This window comes from Colwellia sp. NW0002-52-1 (genome assembly GCF_057550865.1).
Window position 1 is genome coordinate 226137 of the sequence record NZ_BAAJLU010000002.1, and the last position, 19708, is coordinate 245844.

The window sequence follows — 19708 nt, forward strand, 5'->3', positions numbered from 1 at the left end:
TTTGTAACGTAGGGAGGCAGGATTATACAGAACAACGTTGAAAAGATCACGCCTATTTTTTAATCTTTTCGCTCTTATTTGTAAAAATATGAATATTTAGTTAATGATTATTGAATGCGGCGTTTAACCGGTTTTTATCTTGCGCTAAGGCACTTAGCTGTAATTTAATATAATCGGCCATATGAGCCTCAATTTTGGGGAATATTTCAGGGTAAAGCTCTTTAATTTGCATGAAGGCAGAAAACGTTCCAAGTTTATAAGCTTGAGTGGCGACCATACTTGCCGTTTGAGCATATATTGGCCGATAATTTTTATCCGTTAAGTTTTTACCCGTTCTTTTTTGATAAGCTTTATTGATATTATTCATTAATAAAGCGGAGTATTGGTGACTATAACTAATGTCAGACAGTGCTAATATTGCTTTTTTATCTTCTGTAATTATGGCGTATAACTCAGCATCAATAATTTCAGCAAATGATTTTTGTCGGTCATAAAAAGCCTTAATAAAATGCTTGTAAACTACACGCATTGAAAATAAATCGGCTCGCCAAGTATTTTTTTCTGCCTTTTCCGTTGATTGCCAAGGTAATATTGGTTGATCATCAGTAGGATGTTTTTCAGCCAATGTCAGTGCGTGTAGACATAGTTCCTCACTGATATCTGGGTAATATTGTTTAATTATTTGTAAACGCTTTTTATAGGCCGAAGTATAAATTTGACTAAAGAGTAGATAATATAATTTATTACTATCTTGTAATATTAGCTGTTCATCACCGTTTGCGAGTTCTTTGTTCATTATTGCTTGATCAATAATATATTGATTGAATAATCCAAAGCTAGCGTTAATGACACTCGACACGCCTAACGCTTGTTCATTACAGGCAGAGTTAAACAACTGTGCCCGCCAAACTAAATGTTCGCTCTGCCACATAGATTTAAGTGCTTTTGGCAAATACTTTTGTGTGATCTCAAGTGTGTGTCTAAACGGGTTATCATTAACCTGCGCCGAGACACTTATCGCAACACTAGCAACTAATGCGGTGCCAAGTTGAATCAATTTATTCTTAATCATTTTTTTGAATTCCATTTCATTCTAGATTGATTTTTATATGTTACTGAATTAACGAGTGAAAGCTAATGAGTATTACTCTTGAAAATTAAAACGATTAAGGTAAGTGCTCACTTGCTAAATAGCTGTATGACTGCATTTCTTGTAAACGGCTTAAACAGCGTTTGAACTCAAAAGTTAAACGACCATCTACATATAACTCCTCTAACGCAACTTCTGCCGATATAATTAATTTAACATGGCGCTCATAAAACTCATCAACTAAAGCAATAAACCGGCGTGTACTGTCATCATTGTCTACACCCATTTGCGTTACGTTAGCTAATAATACCGTGTGGTATAAGCGACTTAGTTCCATATAATCACCTTGACTACGTGCTGACTCACACAAAGTCGAAAATTCAAAATGAACAACTCCAACTGACTCTTGCACCGTAGCCAAAGGCCGGTTATTAATGGTAATAACTTTACCCATTTGACCAGCCTCTATAGCTAGTTGCTGGAAGTAATGGTTTAAGTTTTCATCCGCTTTTTTATCTAATGGGAAATGAAATAATTCAGCTTGTTCTAGCGTACGAAGTCGGTAGTCAACGCCGCTATCAACGTTAATCACATCACAACATTCATTGATCAACTTTATTGCAGGCAGGAAACGTTCGCGCTGCAAACCATTACGATACAATTCATCAGGAATAATATTTGACGTAGCAACTAACGTAACATTATGTGCAAATAGTTCTTCAAATAGAGTCCCTAAGATCATCGCGTCTGTGATATCTGATACAAAAAACTCATCAAAACAAATAATGCATGTTTCATCAGCAAAACGTTTAGCAATAACTTTTAATGGATCCGACTGCCCATGTAATGTTTTTAACTCTTCATGAACTCGGTGCATAAAGCGGTGGAAGTGCACTCGCATTTTATTATTAAAAGGCAGGCAATCATAAAATGTATCGACGAGATAAGTTTTTCCACGACCAACTCCACCCCAAAAATAAATACCTTTTACAATTTTAATTTCCGGCTTTGCAACTACACGCTTCCAACTATTCAAAACTTTTTTAAAGCCCGTAACCGGTAAAGGCTGACTGATTAAATCGTCATAAAGGCGTTGCAAGTTTTTAACTGCATTTTCTTGAGCCGCGTCAAAATGAAAGTCATCGCGCGTCAAATCTTGAGTGTATTTTGCAATAGGAGATAATTTAATCATTTAACTGCCATCTAATAAGGTCTAACTTTATTTTTATAATCTTTGGACAAACTACTCTTGAAAAATATTTGTTAGTAAATATATTCATTAGGAAAGTAGCGTGAAGCACGTTATATTACATTGGATTGAAGGTTATTTTCTCTAATTTTTTCCATGAATACAATGAAGGTATAAAAATATGAATGTTCTTTTAGGTCTTGGACTATTTATCGTTGGTGCACTTGTCGGCTTTTTTGTTAACAGAACGCTTTTTTCATCAGCACAGGAAACACAAAAACTTGCTGCAAAAGCCAGTCAAAGTGAATCAGAATTAGCACAATATAAATTAGATGTCGCAGAGCATCTTGAAAATTCAACAAGTTTACTCGAGCAAATGAATAGTACTTGCCAAGTCGCTATGGCTCAAATGGCACAAAGTACGCAATTGTTGCAACAAGCTACCCCTGAAAATATTGAAAACATGCCTTTTTTCTCTAAAGAAACACAAGAGCAATTAGCGCAAACCGTTAATTTACGCCATGACAAAAATTCGCGTAAAAATGACGAAACAGCCTCTGAAGCCCCGCTAGATTATTCTGGTGCGCCAAGCGGCTTATTTGATGACAAGAAACAAAGTGTTACAAATAGCTAGGAACCATTTTTTTTATTCTCTGTCTTCTATTGGGTGAAAGTAACAGGATTAGTGCTAACGCTGTAAGCCTTAATCCTGTTACTTATAAATTATTTAATTAGGAGTTTTCTGTTATATGAAAAATTTATCAGTTTTAATTAATACTGTTTTACTTTCCTCTACTATCGCCATGGCAAGCTTACCCGTTCAAGCTGCAATGCCCCAATCTTTAAATGGTCAAACAATGCCAAGCCTTGCTCCTATGTTGGAACAGGTAACACCTGGCGTTGTGCTGATATCTGTTCGTGGTACTCATGAAGTAGAACAGCGGGTCCCCGATGCCTTCAAATTTTTCTTCGGCAACCCGCGACAAAACCAAGGTCAACAAAAAGAACGGCAATTTCGTGGTTTAGGTTCGGGAGTTATTCTTGATGCTGATAAAGGTTATATAGTTACTAATAGTCATGTAATAAACGATGCTGACGAGATTCAAATAACTCTAAAAGATGGCCGTCAACTTGAAGCTAAGAAAATAGGTGGCGATGAAGCGAGTGACATTGCTTTACTTCAAATAGATGCCGATGACTTAATTGCCGTTAAAGTAGCTGACTCTGATCGTATACGAGTAGGTGATTTCGCGGTTGCTATCGGTAGCCCATTTGGCCTAGGTCAAACGGTAACTTCAGGTATTGTTAGTGCATTAGGCCGCAGTGGTCTAAATATAGAAAATTACGAAGACTTCATTCAAACCGATGCCGCAATTAACAGCGGAAACTCTGGTGGGGCCTTAATAAATTTACGTGGCGAGCTTATCGGTATTAATACCGCAATTTTAGGACCTAATGGTGGCAATGTAGGTATTGGCTTTGCAATTCCAAGTAACATGGTACAAAACTTAGTTAATCAAATAATTGAGTTTGGTGAAGTTCGACGTGGTGTTTTAGGTGTTGCAGGTCGAAGTGTTAACAGTGAAATTGCAAAAGCAATGGAGCTTGAAGTCAATCAAGGTGCGTTTGTTGAACAAGTAACAAAAGATTCAGCTGCTGACGATGCTGGTATTCGTGCTGGTGATGTTATTACTAAAATCAACGGTAAAATGATTAAAACCTTTAACGAACTTAGAGGAAAAATTGGTTCAATAGGGGCAGGAAAAACAATAAAAATTACCGTGATTAGAAAAGACGGTAAAGAGAAAACCTATAATGTAACCTTGAAAAAGTCTGAAATGGCTAAAATTGAAGCGGTAAGCTTACATCGTATGTTAGATGGCGCAGAACTAGAGAACAATGATCAGGGTAATGGTATTGTGGTTGCAGAGATTGCAGATAATAGCCCTGCAGCTGCTGTAGGCTTGCGCAAAGGTGATATTATTAACGGGATTAACCGCCAACGTATCAATAATATTGGTGAGTTACGTAGCTATTTAAATGACCACAAAGGCGTTTTTGCTTTAAATGTTCAACGTAATAACTCATCGTTATTTTTGATGATACGTTAATCGGCTAAACTTAATTAATCAGTATCTATAGTCATTAATTTCAAGTAAAAGCCTGTCTATCGACAGGCTTTTTATTTTAAAATCTTAACCAACAACACCATAACGTCTACTCAAAATACACCTTCCTCCTGTTTTAGGTCTATACGGCATAATCGCCATTTACATTAATATCCGTAGCTTGATTAACCTTTTAATCAATGACCATTATTTCAACGATAGAGCTTAGCTTGCATTAGTTATCAGCAATTATTAGGGAGATAGCACTTATGTGTTATTATAAGTAATCTTGTAATCTACAATTTAATGAAAGGTTTTATATGAAATTTACCGCGTACCAAATAAAAATTTTAATTGTACTTACTTCTATATCACTTGTTAGTGTAGCCATCTATTTTTATACCGCAAAAGATACCTCTTTACCTCAAATGACAGTACAAGAAAAAAAGGCACGCTTTAAAGCACTTATAATACCTGCTGTTGACGAGGTTTATGATGATCTTATGCTGCAGTACAACGATGTGGCAACATCGCTTAAATCAGGTAACAACACTGATAGAATAGCCAAATTAAAAGTAGAATATAAAGCAAAAAGCGATACCGAATTATTAAGAAAACTTAAACCGCATCCCAAAAGCATTGCTATTGCTCAAGCAGCAATGGAAAGCTCTTGGGCTACATCACGTTTTTTTAGAGAGGCATACAACATATTTGGTGTTTGGTCTTTTGATGAAGACGAGCCTCGAATAGCCGCTTTAAAAAAACGAGGGGATAAAACCATTTGGGTCAAAGAATATTCCTCAGTGAAAGAGTCTATTAGTGATTACTATCGAACAATTGCTAGAAATGATGCCTATAAAGAATTCAGGGTGCTAAAAATGAAAACCGATGATCCTTTCGCATTGGTTAAAAAGTTAGATCGCTACTCTGAAAAAGGTGCTGAGTATGGCCATGAACTAACCGCTATTATTAAGTTTAATAAGTTTCATCAGCTTAATTAGTTGTTACCTGGTCATTAATAAGTTTATTTTCAACAGCGTAGCTTAACGATATGATAATGCTTAAACTACGCTAAAGTTCAATAACTAGCTTTCAAAACCCTTAGTTGTTATTTTATAGTTCTCAACCGCTTAATTTTTCAGTCTATAACTATGTCTAAATAGATATAATATTAAGCTAGCAAGCCTCTTTTATTCAAACTTTCACTCACGCATTATGATCTTAAGATAGATTTAAATGTATGTTTCTACATTCTTTACAGAAAACTTTATAACGACAAAGGGTTTATGTTAATCTACAAAAAATAGACCAATAAAAATAATTCCGTTGAAAATAATCAATGCCCTTAAGTTTATCTTTCGCTCAGCCAGTTATGGTGTCATGTTTGCTGTAGTTTTACTGTTATTAGTGCCTGAACTACGAGAACAAAACATTGTGCCTTGGAAAGTATTTTCTTCCACAGAAACTAGCCAACAACCTTTATCTTATGCCAAAGCTGTTCGTTTAGCAGGCCCTGCTGTTGTGAATATATACACTGAAGATATTCAAGTTAACCCTACTTATGGCCGACAACCGCGTAAAGTTACTCGCTTAGGTAGTGGCGTTATTATGCATGAGCAAGGGTACATTTTAACTAATTACCATGTTGTTCAAAGTGCTGACCTAATTGTAGTTGTATTACAGCGTGGTCAAGAGCTTCATGCTGAACTTATTGGTTATGATACGTTAACTGATCTCGCAGTTTTAAAAGTACAAGACAACAACTTACCGGTAATACCCCAAATTAGTACGCTCACATCACAAGTGGGTGACGTTGTCCTAGCAATAGGTAACCCTTTAAATCTTGGTCAAACGGTTACTCAAGGTATTGTTAGTGCGACCGGACAAAGCGGGCTCAGCTCAAGTTATTTACAATTCCTTCAAATGGATGCTGCAATTAACGAAGGTAACTCAGGTGGTGCGCTTATTAACTCTAATGGTGAGTTAGTGGGTATTAATTCAAGAAAATTTACCCAAGCTAATCCTAACCTCAATATCCAAGGAATATTTTTTGCTGTTCCTTATCAATTAGCTCGTACAATTATGTTGAAAATTATAGAGCATGGCCGTGTGGTTCGTGGTTGGCTTGGAGTAGATGCAAACGACTCAGTCACCAACCTTAAAGGTTTTATTATTGGTGCAATCACGCCTCGAAGCCCCGCTCAATTAGCTGGGTTACAGTCTGGAGACGTGGTCTATCAAATTGATGATGTTCGCTTACAAAATGCAAAACAGGGCTTAGATGTCGTAGCTGAAGCAGCTCCTGGCAGTATTTTAACTTTTATGGTATCTCGTAATAATCAATTGTTGACGTTACCCGTCACCATTGCAGAAGTGCCAAAACAATAATATCTCATTGCCAAAGCCAATACCTTTCTAATTACTCGCAATAAAGAATCTATAAACAAAAATCCCAGCAATGAGCTGGGATTTTTTAATGTATATTTTTAAAGTTCCTACAAACTAACTGGCTTTAATTCGTGTAATATTTGCACCTAATGCTTGCAGTTTATCTTCAATTTTTTGATAGCCGCGATCAATATGATAAATGCGATCGACTTGGGTTTCTGTCGTGGCAATTAAACCGGCAATCACTAAGCTTGCAGAGGCTCGAAGATCTGTTGCCATAACCTGAGCTCCATTTAATTGCTCAACCCCCGTGCTAATAGCCGTATTGCCTTCAAGACTAATTTTAGCACCCATTCGCTGTAGCTCAGGCACATGCATAAAACGATTTTCGAAAATAGTTTCTGTTGTAGTTGCAGTACCTTCAGCAATAACATTCAATGCAACAAACTGTGCCTGCATATCAGTTGGAAATGCTGGGTGAGGCGCAGTGCGAATGTTAACCGCTTTTGGTCTAGAGGTCATTTCAAGTTCGATCCAGTCATCACCTGTGGTAATCGACGCACCCGCTTCTTGCAACTTACTCAGTACAGCATCTAAAGCTTTAGGATCAGTATTTAAACACCTTACTTTGCCTTGTGTTACAGCTGCCGCAACTAAAAACGTACCTGTTTCTATGCGATCAGGCATCACTGAATAGCTTTCACCTTGTAATTTCTCTACACCTGTAATGGTTAAAGTATCGGTACCGGCACCTAAAACGATGGCTCCCATACTATTTAAGCAATTAGCTAAGTCAACAATTTCAGGTTCACGCGCTGCATTTTCGATAATAGTAACGCCATCTGCTAACGCTGCTGCCATCATTAAATTTTCTGTGCCAGTAACACTAACGGTATCCATAAAAATGGTTGCACCTTTAAGTCGACCGGCATTGCGAGCAACGATATAACCATTTTCAACGTCTATATCTGCGCCCATTAACTTTAAACCATGAATATGAAGGTTTACAGGTCGAGCCCCAATCGCACAGCCACCAGGTAGAGACACTTCGGCATGACCAAAGCGAGCAAGCAAAGGCCCTAGCACTAAAATAGAAGCCCGCATTGTTTTTACTAGCTCGTAAGACGCGCGACAGTGGTCAATATTACTGGCGTCTATCATCAAACTACTTTCACTTACCCAATGGCATTTTGCGCCAAATTGAGACAAAAGTTTAACGGTTGTTTCTATATCATTAAGTTTTGGTACATTGGAAAATGTAACTGGCGTTTCGGATAATAATGCCGACATTAGAATAGGCAATGCCGCATTTTTTGCGCCAGAAATAGTTACTTCACCGTGTAGTGGTTGCCCACCAATAATTTTAAATGCGTCCAAGAGAATATTCTTTTTTGTTTAGGTGTATTAAAGAGGTAAGTTAAACATTTTTTCACGTTGCCAAACCGACGTTGTGAACGTTTTAATAGAAACCGCGTGTATTAGACCATCATTAATAACTTGTGTTAAAGGTGCATAAATTGTTTGCTGTTTTTTTACACGACTCAAGTCACCTAAAAAATCAGCAACGGCAATAATTTTGCACTGTGAACCATCAAATGCTACATGAATTTCGTCTAACTCAACCGCATCGGTAATGAGTTTTTCTATATCTTTTACTTCCACTTTTTGCTCCAAATAGCGTCTAGATTAATTTTTTTCTGTCGGTAATAACGTATCAACTGCGCTTAATTTGGCTAACTTTATCAAGTCATCAGGCAAATTAATCAAAGTAATTTCACAAGCTTTAGTTGCTGCTAATTCTATTAATAATAAGATCCATGCTAAGCCAGCAGTATCAATTTGATTTACTTTCGCCAAATCAATAGTCATAGATTTACCATTGACCAATGGACGGAATTGTTTATCAAATGTACGGGTTATTGTAGCACGCGTTAAGGCACCACTAAAAATTGCTTTTTGATCCGTTTGTTGAACATTTATCATTTTAATCTATTAACAGCCTTTAATACGTTATTTTATTTATACTACAAAATAACTCATTCAAATTATTGTTTGAACTCAATGTTTCTCTTACTTTTTTCTTTAAGCATTTCGGTTACATGCGGTAAGCCTTTTTGACGAATCAAACTACTGAGTTCTGCCTGTTTGCTGTCAAGCAAACTTATACCTTCAGCCACCATATCGTAAGCTTTCCATTCGCCTGTTTTTTTATGCTTACGAACCCGAAAAGAAATGTCGATAGGTTCACGGCCTGGCTCTATAACACTGGTTTTTACAGAAACTACACGTTCTTCAGAAAAATCTTCTGCAGGGGAAAACTCAACCTTTTGGTTATTGTATAAGGTAAAAACCTGTGCATACGAGGTAATAAGATATTCACGAAATGCAGGAACAAACTTAGCTCGTTCTTCTTTATTTGTTTTTTTAAAGTTGCTGCCAATAACTTTATACGCTGCATACTGATAATTTATATAAGGCATTAGTTCTTCACGAACAATATTTTTTAATAAATTAGGTTCTACTTTTATTGCTGCTTGTTCATTCGCAAAGCGCGTAAAAGTTATATCAGCAACTTTTTGGATCATTTCGTAAGGGTCTTTCTTATTAACTTGCTCTGCACTTATGCCTGCTGCACTGGATAATAAGGTAATACCTAAAATAAAAGTTTTGATCAAATTGTTCATCATTAATCACCACTGCCCTGACCAAATAAAAATTGCCCGATTAGCTCTTCTAGTATTAGCGCCGGCTTAGTATCTTCAATATAATCACCGGGCTGTAGAGTCTCTACAGATACGTCGATAAAACCAGGCAATAAGCCAACATATTGCTCACCGAGTAAACCTGCGGTTAAGATAGACACTGAAGTTGCTTCTGAAAAATTATTATATTCAGAAAATATATCTAAGGTAACAACCGGTGTGTAATCGTCTCTATCGAGCGAAATATTACTGACTCGACCAACAACAACACCACCCACTTTTATTGGTGAACGTACTTTTAAGCCACCAATATTATCAAATTTAGCATACAGTTGATAAGTGCTACCGCTGCCTGATATACCGCTATCGGCTACTTTTAACGCTAGCATTAATAATGCAGCAATTCCAATAGCTGCAAATAATCCGACCAATAACTCTATTTTTTTCGACGCCATGTCTTCCACCAAATTCAAATATTATTTAACTAAATAACCACGTTGCTTATTCTAATTTGCAAACATTAACGCGGTTAATACAAAATCTAAGCCTAAAACTAATAGTGATGATTGTACCACAGTTGAAGTTGTTGCTCTGCTGATACCTTCTGAAGTTGGCTCACAAGAATACCCTTTATAAACAGCGATCCAAGTCACAACAAAAGCAAATACCAAACTTTTAATAATGCCATTTAAAATGTCTTTTTCAAATGATACTTGCGACTGCATTACCGACCAAAATGTGCCGCTATCAACACCTAACCAGTCAACCCCTACAAGGTGTGCACCTAGAATACCAATAGCTGAGAATATAGCCGCTAATAAAGGTAAACTTATAAAACCAGCCCAAAATCTAGGAGCAATAACTCGACGAAGAGGATCAACCGCCATCATTTCAAGACTAGAAAGTTGCTCGGTTGCTTTCATTAAACCAATTTCAGCCGTTAATGCAGATCCTGCCCGGCCAGCAAATAATAAGGCAGCCACAACAGGGCCAAGCTCACGTAATAATGACAAAGCAACCATTGGCCCTAAACTAGCTTCAGCGCCATATCCCACTAAAATAGTATAGCCCTGTAATGCCAAAACCATCCCAATAAATAAGCCTGACACGACAACAATAACTAAAGATAAAACACCTACTGAATATAGTTGTTTCATTAATAACGGAAAACCTTTGCGCGGATTAGGCACGTGCATCAATGCAGATGCTAGCATTAACAACGCTCGACCTAAACCTGATATTTGCTCGATTATCGTACGACCAAAAAGTTGTAGTTGGTTCACTTTTCAACTCCTTGGCCAATTAATTCTTCTCGGTAGGAAGCAGCAGGATAATGAAATGGTACAGGACCATCAGCTTCACCTTTAACAAACTGCTGAACTAATGGTGAGGTTTGAGCGTAAATTTCTTCTGGCGTACCTTGACCAATAATTTTTTGTTCCGCAATAATATAAATATAATCGGCAATACTCATTACTTCAGGTACGTCATGTGAAACCACAACCGACGTTAGCCCTAAAGCTTGGCCTAATTCACGAATCAAACGCACTATGACGCCCATCGAAATAGGATCTTGCCCGGCAAAAGGCTCATCATAAAGAATCAGCTCAGGATCCAGGGCAATCGAACGTGCAAGTGCTGCACGACGAGCCATACCACCAGAGAGTTCACTCGGGCGTAAATCTCTTGCGCCACGTAAGCCAACAGCCTCTAATTTCATTAGCACCATTTTCTCAATCACATCTTCAGCTAATTCAGTATGCTCTCGAATAGGAAAGGCGATATTGTCATACACGCTCATATCTGAAAATAAGGCGCCACTTTGAAAAAGCATACTCATGCGTTTACGTACTTCGTATAAAGCATTGCGAGAGAGTTTAGGGATATCGTGACCGTCAAATAAAATTTGTCCGGATTCTGGTTTTATTTGTCCGCCAATAAGTCGCAACAAGGTTGTTTTCCCAATACCGCTAGGCCCCATTATTGCTGTCACTTTACCTTTAGGAATAGACAAACTGATGCCATCATAAATAACACGTTCGTTACGCTTAAAAGTCATGTTTTTAATATTAACTAAAGTTTCAGACATATTGTTAGAGATAACACCAGGTTAATTATTGCTTATATTTTAGAATTCTAACGCAGCGCAACACGTCAGTCATTACAAATTAATAAATATTTAATAGGAAAAGAGTAAGTAAAAGTATGCAAATGTAATCATATGTAACGTGGCCTGTGTAAATGCTATAAATACACGGCACTATAAAAACAAAACATGAGTGTAATGCTAACAGCGAGGTAAATTTAAGTTCTAGCTAAATATTTCACAAATATTATGTTGAATCTGTGTGCCAATAATATCAGAAAAAGTTTATACTGCCCGCTGCACAATATAATGTCATTAAATGATTATTAATTGGCTGTTATCAATCAACATCATTGGTTTATAATCCCATTTTTAATAACAAATAAATTATTATGTAAGTAAGTTAAATGTAGGTGAGTACTCAAGAACAATATGAATTGTTCGCGCTTATACAAAAGTACCCATATATAATTCGGAAATTTTTAACTGTTTATAGGTATATTAGCTAGTTAGGCAATGCCAGCTCATAAATATAAAGCTTAACCATAGCAGCGAAATTACCAACTATTTTATTTATCCCAACAGGAGTTTTGAATGTTAATTCAAATTTTGATCTTATTACTTTCACTAATTATTTTAGTGTGGAGTGCAGACAAATTTGTATTTGGTGCTTCAGCATTAGCGCGTAACCTTGGTATTTCTCCAATGATTATTGGTTTAACCATCGTTGCTATGGGCTCTTCTGCGCCTGAAATGATGATTGCAGCTACCGCTTCATTGCAAGGAAACCCTGATACCGCTATTGGTAACGCAATTGGCTCTAATATTACCAATATTGCCTTAGTCTTAGGTTTAACCGCACTATTTAATCCTTTAACAGTGTCTTCATCTACAATTAAACGCGAAATTCCACTAATCCTTGTTATTACAGCCATCGCAACCTACATGTTAGCTAATAGTAATTTTAGCTTTAATGAAGGTCTTATTTTGATCGTTGGTTTTGTTGTTTATATTGCAACCTTGCTATTTGTGACGTTAAAACGTGCAAAAGAAAATCCAATTGACGATAAAATGGTGCTCGAAGCCGAGCAAGAAGTTCCTGATGGTGTGAGCACTAAACACTCAGTGATATGGCTTATTGTTGGTATGATTTTACTGCCTTTAAGTGCAAGCTTTCTTGTAGATTCTTCTATTTTTATTGCTAAAGCATTTGGTATTAGTGATTTGGTTATTGGCTTAACCGTAATTGCTATTGGTACAAGTTTGCCTGAGTTAGCTGCCAGTATTATGAGTATCATCAAAAAAGAAGACGACTTAGCACTGGGTAATATTATTGGTTCAAATATATTTAATATATTAGCGGTATTATCGCTGGCTGGTTTAATTGCTCCGGGTGATATTGATAACGCGGCAGCAAGTCGCGACGCCCCATTTATGCTAGCAACAACATTCTTATTGTTTATTCTTTGTTTTAGCCGTGGCGGAAAGTTTCGCATCACGCGCGCGAAAGGGTTATTATTATTAGCTGTATTCATTGGTTATCAAGTGCTTCTTTTTAGCCAAATTAACGCCTAAGAAATTGGTTTTATGTAATGAAAAACTTTAAACAATTAGCACTCAATGTAATTAACATTGAGCAACAAGCTATTGCTGAGCTTACACAGTATATCGACGACGATTTTGCAAAAGCTTGTGAACTAATGTTTAGCTGTCGAGGTCGAGTAATCGTTATTGGCATGGGAAAATCTGGGCATATTGGCGGTAAAATTGCGGCTACTTTAGCGAGTACAGGTACACCGTCATTTTTTGTTCACCCAGGAGAAGCAAGCCATGGCGACCTTGGCATGGTAACCATAGACGATGTTGTATTAACCATTTCTAACTCTGGTGAAACAGGTGAAGTTTTAGCAATTATTCCTGTGCTTAAACGTATAGGTGCGAAAATAATTGCCATGACAGGTAAACCTGACTCTACGCTGGCTAAACTCGCCGATACACATGTTTGCGTAAAAGTATCTCAAGAAGCTTGCCCGTTGGGATTAGCACCAACATCAAGTACTACTGCTACCCTAGTAATGGGCGATGCTTTAGCAGTGGCCTTACTTAATGCACGCGGCTTTACCGCTGACGATTTTGCCTTATCCCATCCCGGTGGTAGTCTGGGTAAAAGGTTATTATTACGCTTAGCTGACATAATGCACAAAGATGAACGTCTGCCAACAGTAGTAGAAAGTGCTAAAATAAAAGATGCTTTAGTTGAAATGTCATTGAAGGGTTTAGGAATGACAGCAGTGGTTAATGCTCAGAATAAGTTAGTGGGTTTATTTACTGATGGCGACTTGCGCCGTATTCTAGACGCTGAAATTAACATTCATCAAGATAGTATTACCAGTGTAATGACTAAGCAGCCATTGGTTGCCAAACAAGATATGCTTGCTGCTGAAGCATTAAAAATAATGGAAGATAAAAAAATCAATGGTTTAATTATCGTCGATGAAAATAATCACCCTATTGGCGCAATGAATATGCATGACTTATTAAAATCTGGAGTGTTGTAATTTTGAATAGCTTATACGGTAAAGTTGCATCAAGTACGTGGCAAAAAGCAGAAAAAATAAAACTCTTTGTTTGTGATATTGACGGTGTTTTTTCTGATGGCCGCATTTATTTAGGTAACAATGGCGAAGAGCTAAAAGCTTTTCATACCAAAGATGGTTACGGCATAAAAGCCCTAGGAGCCAGTGGTGTTGATGTTGCAGTGATCACAGGCAGACAATCCAACATTGTACAAACTCGTATGAGCGCCTTAAACGTTAAACACATAGTGCAAGGTGAAGAAAACAAACTACCAGCATTGAAAAAAATGATCGCCTCATTAAAGTTAATGCCCGAACAAGTGGCTTACATTGGCGACGACATGCCTGATTTTGACTGCCTTAATTATGTTGGCTTTAGCATAGCGGTTAATGATGCCCACCCAGCTATAGTAAACCTGTGTGATTACATCACTTATACCCGAGGTGGTTTTGGTGCAGTGCGTGAAACTTGTGATCTTATCATGCAAAGTCAAGGTACATTAGCCAATGCAACAGGTGCAAGTATATGAATCGCATAACCATTGCGACAATTTCACTTTTTCTCCTAGCGTTAACAACCTACGCCCTACTTGAATGGTTCGGAGCTAAGAAAGAAACCAGTAGCACTCTAGAAGTTGCTAATAACCCAGAATTTATTGCTGAAAACCTCAACAGCGACGTTTACAAGTCGACTGGCGCATTATCTTATAATGTTGAAGCCCAACGCATGGAGCACTATGCGCAGCTAGAAGTAACCCATTTTGAATACCCTCGTTATACCTTATACCCAAAAAATAACAAACCAACATGGCAGATAAGCGCTAATGAAGGCACACTGTATAACAACAATCGTGTAAAATTAAAAAATCGCGTACGTTTAATCGCGACTGATGAAGAAAGTTTAATACAGGAAGTACACGGAAAAAATTTAGAAATGGATCTTAAAACGAATATTATCAGCTCAGAGCAGACTATCTTAATATTAGGTAAAGGATTTACTATGTATGGCTCAGGATTAATTGTAGACTTAAACACAACACAGATGACATTGACCGAACATGTACAAACCATTTATAAAAAAATTAAAAAATAGCCTTATTGGCATAACTGCATGCGTAATATTAATGCCGCTAGTAAGTGCAGAAAAATTCAACGTAGACCAAGAAATTAAAATTTCTTCGTCGCGACAAGCTGCGGATCTAAAAAATAAAATATTCAGTTATATTGATAACGTTATTATTTCCCAGGGTTCGCTTACCATTAATGCCGAGCTCGTTCAGGTAATCACTCAAAACGAAAGCGATAATAAAATTTATATTGCTAAAGGCTCTCCAGCAACTTTTGAACAGACATTGCAAGACGGTAGCCCAATCAACTTACAAGCAAATGAAATTAGATATGAGCCACACAAAAATACCGTTGTAATTTCTGGTAATGCTTTGCTGCGTCAAGAAGGCAGTGAAGTTAGCGGCAGTAAAATTACTTATAACTTTGAAACTGAGTATGTGAATGCCGAAAGTTTAGAAAATGCCAAAGTTGAAACTGTGCTACAACCTAAAAATAAAACTGAATTGCCAAAAAAATCTAAGGAAAAGCAAGAGTAAATGTCTATTTCAACCTTATCAGCCACCGGACTTGCTAAAGCTTATAAAGGCAGAAAAGTCGTTAAAAATGTCAGTATGAAAGTTTCTGCTGGGCAAATTGTTGGTTTATTAGGACCTAATGGCGCAGGTAAAACTACTTCATTTTATATGATTGTTGGATTAGTCAATAACGACAGTGGTTCCATAGTATTAAATGATGAAGATCTGACTTTGTTGCCAATGCATGAGCGTGCTCGAAAAGGTATTGGCTATTTACCTCAAGAAGCTTCAATTTTTCGTAAACTTACGGTTTATGACAACATTATGGCCATTTTACAAACGCGTAAAGCATTAAATGATGTAGAGCGAGAAGAAAAGCTTGAACATTTACTCGAAGAATTTAACATCAGTCATATCAAAGACAACTTAGGTATGAGTTTATCTGGCGGTGAACGCAGACGCGTTGAAATAGCACGAGCATTAGCTGCAGATCCAAAGTTTATCCTGCTTGATGAACCTTTTGCGGGTGTTGACCCTATTTCGGTAGGTGATATAAAAAAAATTATCCTACACTTAAAAGAACGCGGCATCGGTATCTTAATTACCGATCATAACGTTAGAGAAACTCTTGATGTTTGTGAGCATGCTTATATTGTTAGTCATGGTGAGCTTATCGCAGAGGGAAACTCTAATGAAATACTTGCAAATCAACACGTAAGAGATGTATACCTAGGTGAACAATTCACGTTATAGTGAGTAACATAATCACGCGGTAATACTATCATGTACTTGAACAGGGAAATGAAAACGTAAATGCGTCCTACTCTGCAACTCCGTATCGGACAACAATTAACGATGACCCCGCAATTGCAGCAGGCTATAAAGCTGTTGCAATTATCAACTTTGGATTTACAACAAGAAATTCAAGAAGCTCTTGAAAGTAATCCACTCCTTGAAGTTGACGAATCGCCAGATAATAATTCAGAAAGTACTCCTGATCACCTCGAAGAAGGTTACTCTGCAGGTGTTAATGAGAGTGCTGAAATATCATCAGATGGCAGCGAAGACTCTGCACCAACAATTGATGAGATAAGCTCTTCAGAAGGCTTAGCAAAAACTGACATTCCTGAAGAATTAAACGGTGATACAACCTGGGATGACAATTTCAGCGCAAGTGCGAGTAGTGGCGGTGTGGGCGTTGCTTCAGAAGACTACACCTATCAGGGTGAAACTAAAGATTCCTTACAAGACCACCTAATTTGGCAGATGGAGCTCACTCCTTTTAGCGATACCGATAGAGCCATTGCTGTTGCTATTATTGAGGCCGTAGACGAAGCAGGATACTTAACCGTTAGCGCAGAAGAAATACTAGAAAGTGTTGGCATTGATGATGTAGAGCTCGACGAGATTGAAGCTGTACTGAAACGAATCAATGTTTTTGACCCGGTTGGAGTAGCTGCTCGCTCAATTCCTGAATGTTTGCTTATTCAACTTAACCAGTTTTCAAAAGATACGCCGTGGCTCGCTGAAAGCAAACTAGCCGTTACCGAGTTTATCGACTTACTTGGTAATCGTGATTATCGCCAGCTTATGCGTAAATTACGCATAAAGGAAGATCAATTACGCGAAGTTATCCGTTTAATCCAATCTTTAGACCCTCGTCCGGGTGATAGCGTAATCAAAAGTGAAGAACAATATGTTATTCCTGACGTATCTGTTGAAAAGAAAAATGGCCGCTGGACCGTTGAACTCAATCCAGATACCGCGCCAAAGTTATCGGTAAACCAGCAATATGCAGCTATGTCTCGCACGATGAAATCATCTGCAGATAGCCAATTTATTCGTTCAAATTTACAAGAAGCTAAATGGTTTATCAAAAGCCTAGAGAGCAGAAACGACACCCTATTAAAAGTGTCTAATTGTATTGTACAGCGCCAGCAAGGCTTCTTTGAACATGGCCCTGAAGCTATGCGCCCTATGGTTCTAAATGATATTGCCGAAGCCGTAGATATGCATGAATCAACTATTTCTCGTGTTACTACACAGAAGTATATGCATACACCCCGGGGAATTTTCGAGCTAAAATACTTCTTCTCAAGCCATGTAAGTACCGAAAATGGTGGTGAATGTTCATCAACTGCTATTCGTGAACTGATTAAAAAACTTGTCGCCGCAGAAATACCTGCAAAACCATTAAGTGATAGTAAAATTGCTGATGTATTAGCAGAGCAAGGTATAAAGGTAGCAAGGCGTACCATTGCCAAGTATCGAGAGTCACTTTCCATACCGCCATCAAATCAACGTAAAAGCTTACTGTAGGCGGTTGCATTCACCCAAAAGAGGAATTAAGCATATGCAAATTAATCTTAGTGGACACCATGTCGATGTTACCGACTCATTACGTGATTATGTAAATGAAAAGTTCGAGAAACTGGAGCGCCATTTTGAACATATAAATAATGTTCATGTGGTTTTAACCGTAGAAAAGTTAAATCAAATTGCTGAGTCAACGGTGCATTTAAGTGGCTCAGAAGTACATGCGAAAGCGGAGCATAATGATATGTATGTTTCAATTGATGCATTAATTGATAAATTAGATCGCCAAATATTGAAATACAAAGGCAAAATCAACAAACATTAGCGCCATGTCGCTTTAGGTTTTATAAGTTTATGAAGTTGCAAGACATCTTAACTCTAGACTGCACTATTTGTGCTGCTCCGGGTTCCAGTAAAAAACGTATTCTAGAATACTTAAGTAGTCTGGCTGCCGAAAAATTGCCTGAACATGATACATTTCAGCTTTTAGAGAGCCTTGTAAAGCGCGAGAGAATGGGTACAACAGGTATAGGAAATGGCATAGCAATACCACATGGACGCATAGACAATACCTGTCAACCGGTTGCCGTTGTTATTACAACAGAAGAGCCCATTGACTTTGACGCTATAGATAATCGCCCTGTAGATATTTTTATCGCGCTATTTGTGCCTGAAAACGAATGTCAGAATCACCTATGTACTCTGCAAAGTATTGCTAAAATATTTCGTGAAAAGCAATTTTGTAAAAAAGTGCGTAAATGTCAAAATAACCAAGAATTGTTTCAGTTAATTCAACAGGCGAGTTAAACCTCAATGAAATTAATTATTGTCAGTGGCCGTTCAGGGTCAGGTAAAAGTGTTGCGCTGCGTGTATTAGAAGATTTAGGCTACTATTGTGTTGATAACATACCGGTCAATTTATTGCCGGCTTTAATTCATACCGTTATTAATGATTATGAAACTGTTGCCGTAAGCTTAGATGTTCGAAACCTACCCGCTGATCCAAACGATGTTCCAGAAATTATTGAGTATTTGCCAAACGCCGTTGAATTAAGCCTTCTATATCTCGATGCTGATGATAGCGACCTTATTCGACGTTTCAGTGAAACTCGTCGTTTGCATCCACTTATTAGACAAAATATAGCCCTAGATCAAGCAATGGCGTTAGAGAAAAAGCTGCTTGAACCTATTGCAAGTCGTGCACATTTATATATCAATACCAGCCAATTAACTCCACACCAGCTAGCTGACTTAGTGAGAGAACGGGTTTTAGGTAAAAAATCGGGTTCTATGGTGGTAGTTTTCGAATCTTTTGGCTTTAAGCATGGTGTACCACAAGATGCAGATTATGTCTTTGATGCACGGTTTTTACCAAACCCATTTTGGGATAAAGAACTTAAAGGCTACACCGGCTTAGACAAACCAGTACAAGACTTCCTCGCTAGCCAACCCATAGTCACTAAATTTATTTGGCAAATTAATAGCTTTATGATGACTTGGTTGCCGCACTTAGAAAGAAATAACCGTAGTTATATTACCATTGCTATTGGTTGTACCGGCGGTATGCATCGTTCCGTATATATTACTGAACTGCTTGCAAATAATCTGCGTAAAGAACGTAAAGACGTACAGTCTCGTCATCGTGACTTACCTGTTGCTAGTAGCTAACG

General features: G+C 37.6%; 23 protein-coding genes. 14 read left to right on the forward strand and 9 right to left on the reverse strand.

All coding sequences use genetic code 11. The features are described from left to right. Positions 1-100: 100 nt before the first annotated feature. Positions 101-1072, reverse strand: a complete 972-nt coding sequence (locus AC27H3_RS03710) for a hypothetical protein (protein ID WP_487103802.1) — start codon at positions 1070-1072, stop codon at positions 101-103. Positions 1073-1166: 94 nt separating this feature from the next. Continuing rightward, positions 1167-2282, reverse strand: coding sequence for a cell division protein ZapE (zapE, locus tag AC27H3_RS03715; protein ID WP_487103804.1), 1116 nt, complete (start codon positions 2280-2282; stop codon positions 1167-1169). A gap of 178 nt (positions 2283-2460) precedes the next feature. Here zapE and AC27H3_RS03720 point away from each other — a divergent pair, with 178 nt between their 5' ends. From AC27H3_RS03720 to AC27H3_RS03735, 4 genes are all read left to right on the forward strand, one after another. Then, on the forward strand, positions 2461-2913 hold the full coding sequence (locus tag AC27H3_RS03720) for a Z-ring associated ZapG family protein (protein WP_085301045.1): 453 nt from the start codon (positions 2461-2463) through the stop codon (positions 2911-2913). 115 nt (positions 2914-3028) lie between these two features. Beyond that, the gene (locus tag AC27H3_RS03725) at positions 3029-4390 is read left to right on the forward strand and encodes a Do family serine endopeptidase (RefSeq protein WP_487103806.1); all 1362 of its coding nucleotides are present in this window, start codon (positions 3029-3031) and stop codon (positions 4388-4390) included. Between the two features lie 317 nt (positions 4391-4707). Beyond that, positions 4708-5388, forward strand: coding sequence for a glucosaminidase domain-containing protein (locus AC27H3_RS03730; protein ID WP_487103808.1), 681 nt, complete (start codon positions 4708-4710; stop codon positions 5386-5388). 379 nt (positions 5389-5767) lie between these two features. Then, positions 5768-6775 carry a trypsin-like peptidase domain-containing protein gene (locus AC27H3_RS03735; RefSeq protein ID WP_487103810.1) on the forward strand — a complete coding sequence of 336 codons (1008 nt, stop codon included), beginning with the start codon at positions 5768-5770 and terminating at the stop codon, positions 6773-6775. Between the two features lie 114 nt (positions 6776-6889). Here AC27H3_RS03735 and murA read toward each other — a convergent pair whose 3' ends face one another. From murA to mlaF, 7 genes are all read right to left on the reverse strand, one after another. Next, complete coding sequence (gene murA, locus AC27H3_RS03740; protein ID WP_487103812.1) at positions 6890-8152, reverse strand: UDP-N-acetylglucosamine 1-carboxyvinyltransferase; 1263 nt, start codon at positions 8150-8152, stop codon at positions 6890-6892. Positions 8153-8179: 27 nt separating this feature from the next. Continuing rightward, positions 8180-8437 carry a BolA family protein gene (locus AC27H3_RS03745; RefSeq protein WP_085301040.1) on the reverse strand — a complete coding sequence of 86 codons (258 nt, stop codon included), beginning with the start codon at positions 8435-8437 and terminating at the stop codon, positions 8180-8182. 24 nt (positions 8438-8461) lie between these two features. After that, positions 8462-8758 (reverse strand): STAS domain-containing protein, encoded by a 297-nt coding sequence (locus AC27H3_RS03750; RefSeq protein ID WP_487103814.1) that lies wholly within the window; start codon positions 8756-8758, stop codon positions 8462-8464. 62 nt (positions 8759-8820) lie between these two features. Continuing rightward, a complete protein-coding gene (locus tag AC27H3_RS03755) occupies positions 8821-9462 on the reverse strand; it encodes an MlaC/ttg2D family ABC transporter substrate-binding protein (RefSeq protein WP_487103816.1) in 642 nt (213 codons plus the stop codon). Further along, entirely contained in the window at positions 9462-9932 is a 471-nt protein-coding gene (mlaD, locus tag AC27H3_RS03760; protein WP_085301038.1) for an outer membrane lipid asymmetry maintenance protein MlaD, read from the reverse strand. Before mlaD ends, AC27H3_RS03755 begins: the two co-directional genes overlap by 1 nt. Positions 9933-9983: 51 nt before the next feature. Next, positions 9984-10760 (reverse strand): lipid asymmetry maintenance ABC transporter permease subunit MlaE, encoded by a 777-nt coding sequence (gene mlaE, locus AC27H3_RS03765; RefSeq protein ID WP_085301037.1) that lies wholly within the window; start codon positions 10758-10760, stop codon positions 9984-9986. Further along, on the reverse strand, positions 10757-11566 hold the full coding sequence (gene mlaF, locus AC27H3_RS03770; RefSeq protein WP_487103818.1) for a phospholipid ABC transporter ATP-binding protein MlaF: 810 nt from the start codon (positions 11564-11566) through the stop codon (positions 10757-10759). Before mlaF ends, mlaE begins: the two co-directional genes overlap by 4 nt. Before the next feature lie 591 nt (positions 11567-12157). Here mlaF and AC27H3_RS03775 point away from each other — a divergent pair. From AC27H3_RS03775 to rapZ, 10 genes are read left to right on the forward strand one after another with little or no spacing between them, the layout of a single operon-like run. Continuing rightward, positions 12158-13138, forward strand: coding sequence for a calcium/sodium antiporter (locus AC27H3_RS03775; protein WP_487103820.1), 981 nt, complete (start codon positions 12158-12160; stop codon positions 13136-13138). 17 nt (positions 13139-13155) lie between these two features. Further along, positions 13156-14121, forward strand: a complete 966-nt coding sequence (locus AC27H3_RS03780; protein ID WP_487103822.1) for a KpsF/GutQ family sugar-phosphate isomerase — start codon at positions 13156-13158, stop codon at positions 14119-14121. Then, a complete protein-coding gene (gene kdsC, locus AC27H3_RS03785) occupies positions 14121-14669 on the forward strand; it encodes a 3-deoxy-manno-octulosonate-8-phosphatase KdsC (RefSeq protein WP_487103982.1) in 549 nt (182 codons plus the stop codon). The genes AC27H3_RS03780 and kdsC overlap by 1 nt, the downstream gene beginning before the upstream one ends. Beyond that, on the forward strand, positions 14666-15232 hold the full coding sequence (gene lptC, locus AC27H3_RS03790) for an LPS export ABC transporter periplasmic protein LptC (RefSeq protein ID WP_487103824.1): 567 nt from the start codon (positions 14666-14668) through the stop codon (positions 15230-15232). Before kdsC ends, lptC begins: the two co-directional genes overlap by 4 nt. A gap of 31 nt (positions 15233-15263) precedes the next feature. Then, on the forward strand, positions 15264-15743 hold the full coding sequence (gene lptA / locus AC27H3_RS03795) for a lipopolysaccharide transport periplasmic protein LptA (RefSeq protein ID WP_487103826.1): 480 nt from the start codon (positions 15264-15266) through the stop codon (positions 15741-15743). Then, positions 15744-16475: an LPS export ABC transporter ATP-binding protein gene (lptB, locus tag AC27H3_RS03800; protein ID WP_408607650.1), complete on the forward strand. Its 732-nt coding sequence runs from the start codon at positions 15744-15746 to the stop codon at positions 16473-16475. Positions 16476-16535: 60 nt separating this feature from the next. After that, positions 16536-18041, forward strand: coding sequence for an RNA polymerase factor sigma-54 (locus AC27H3_RS03805; protein WP_487103828.1), 1506 nt, complete (start codon positions 16536-16538; stop codon positions 18039-18041). A gap of 34 nt (positions 18042-18075) precedes the next feature. Then, a complete protein-coding gene (hpf, locus tag AC27H3_RS03810; protein ID WP_085301029.1) occupies positions 18076-18363 on the forward strand; it encodes a ribosome hibernation-promoting factor, HPF/YfiA family in 288 nt (95 codons plus the stop codon). A gap of 29 nt (positions 18364-18392) precedes the next feature. Further along, complete coding sequence (gene ptsN / locus AC27H3_RS03815; protein ID WP_487103830.1) at positions 18393-18845, forward strand: PTS IIA-like nitrogen regulatory protein PtsN; 453 nt, start codon at positions 18393-18395, stop codon at positions 18843-18845. A 6-nt stretch (positions 18846-18851) separates the two neighbouring features. Beyond that, on the forward strand, positions 18852-19706 hold the full coding sequence (gene rapZ / locus AC27H3_RS03820; RefSeq protein WP_487103832.1) for an RNase adapter RapZ: 855 nt from the start codon (positions 18852-18854) through the stop codon (positions 19704-19706). The last annotated feature ends 2 nt before the right edge of the window (positions 19707-19708 follow it).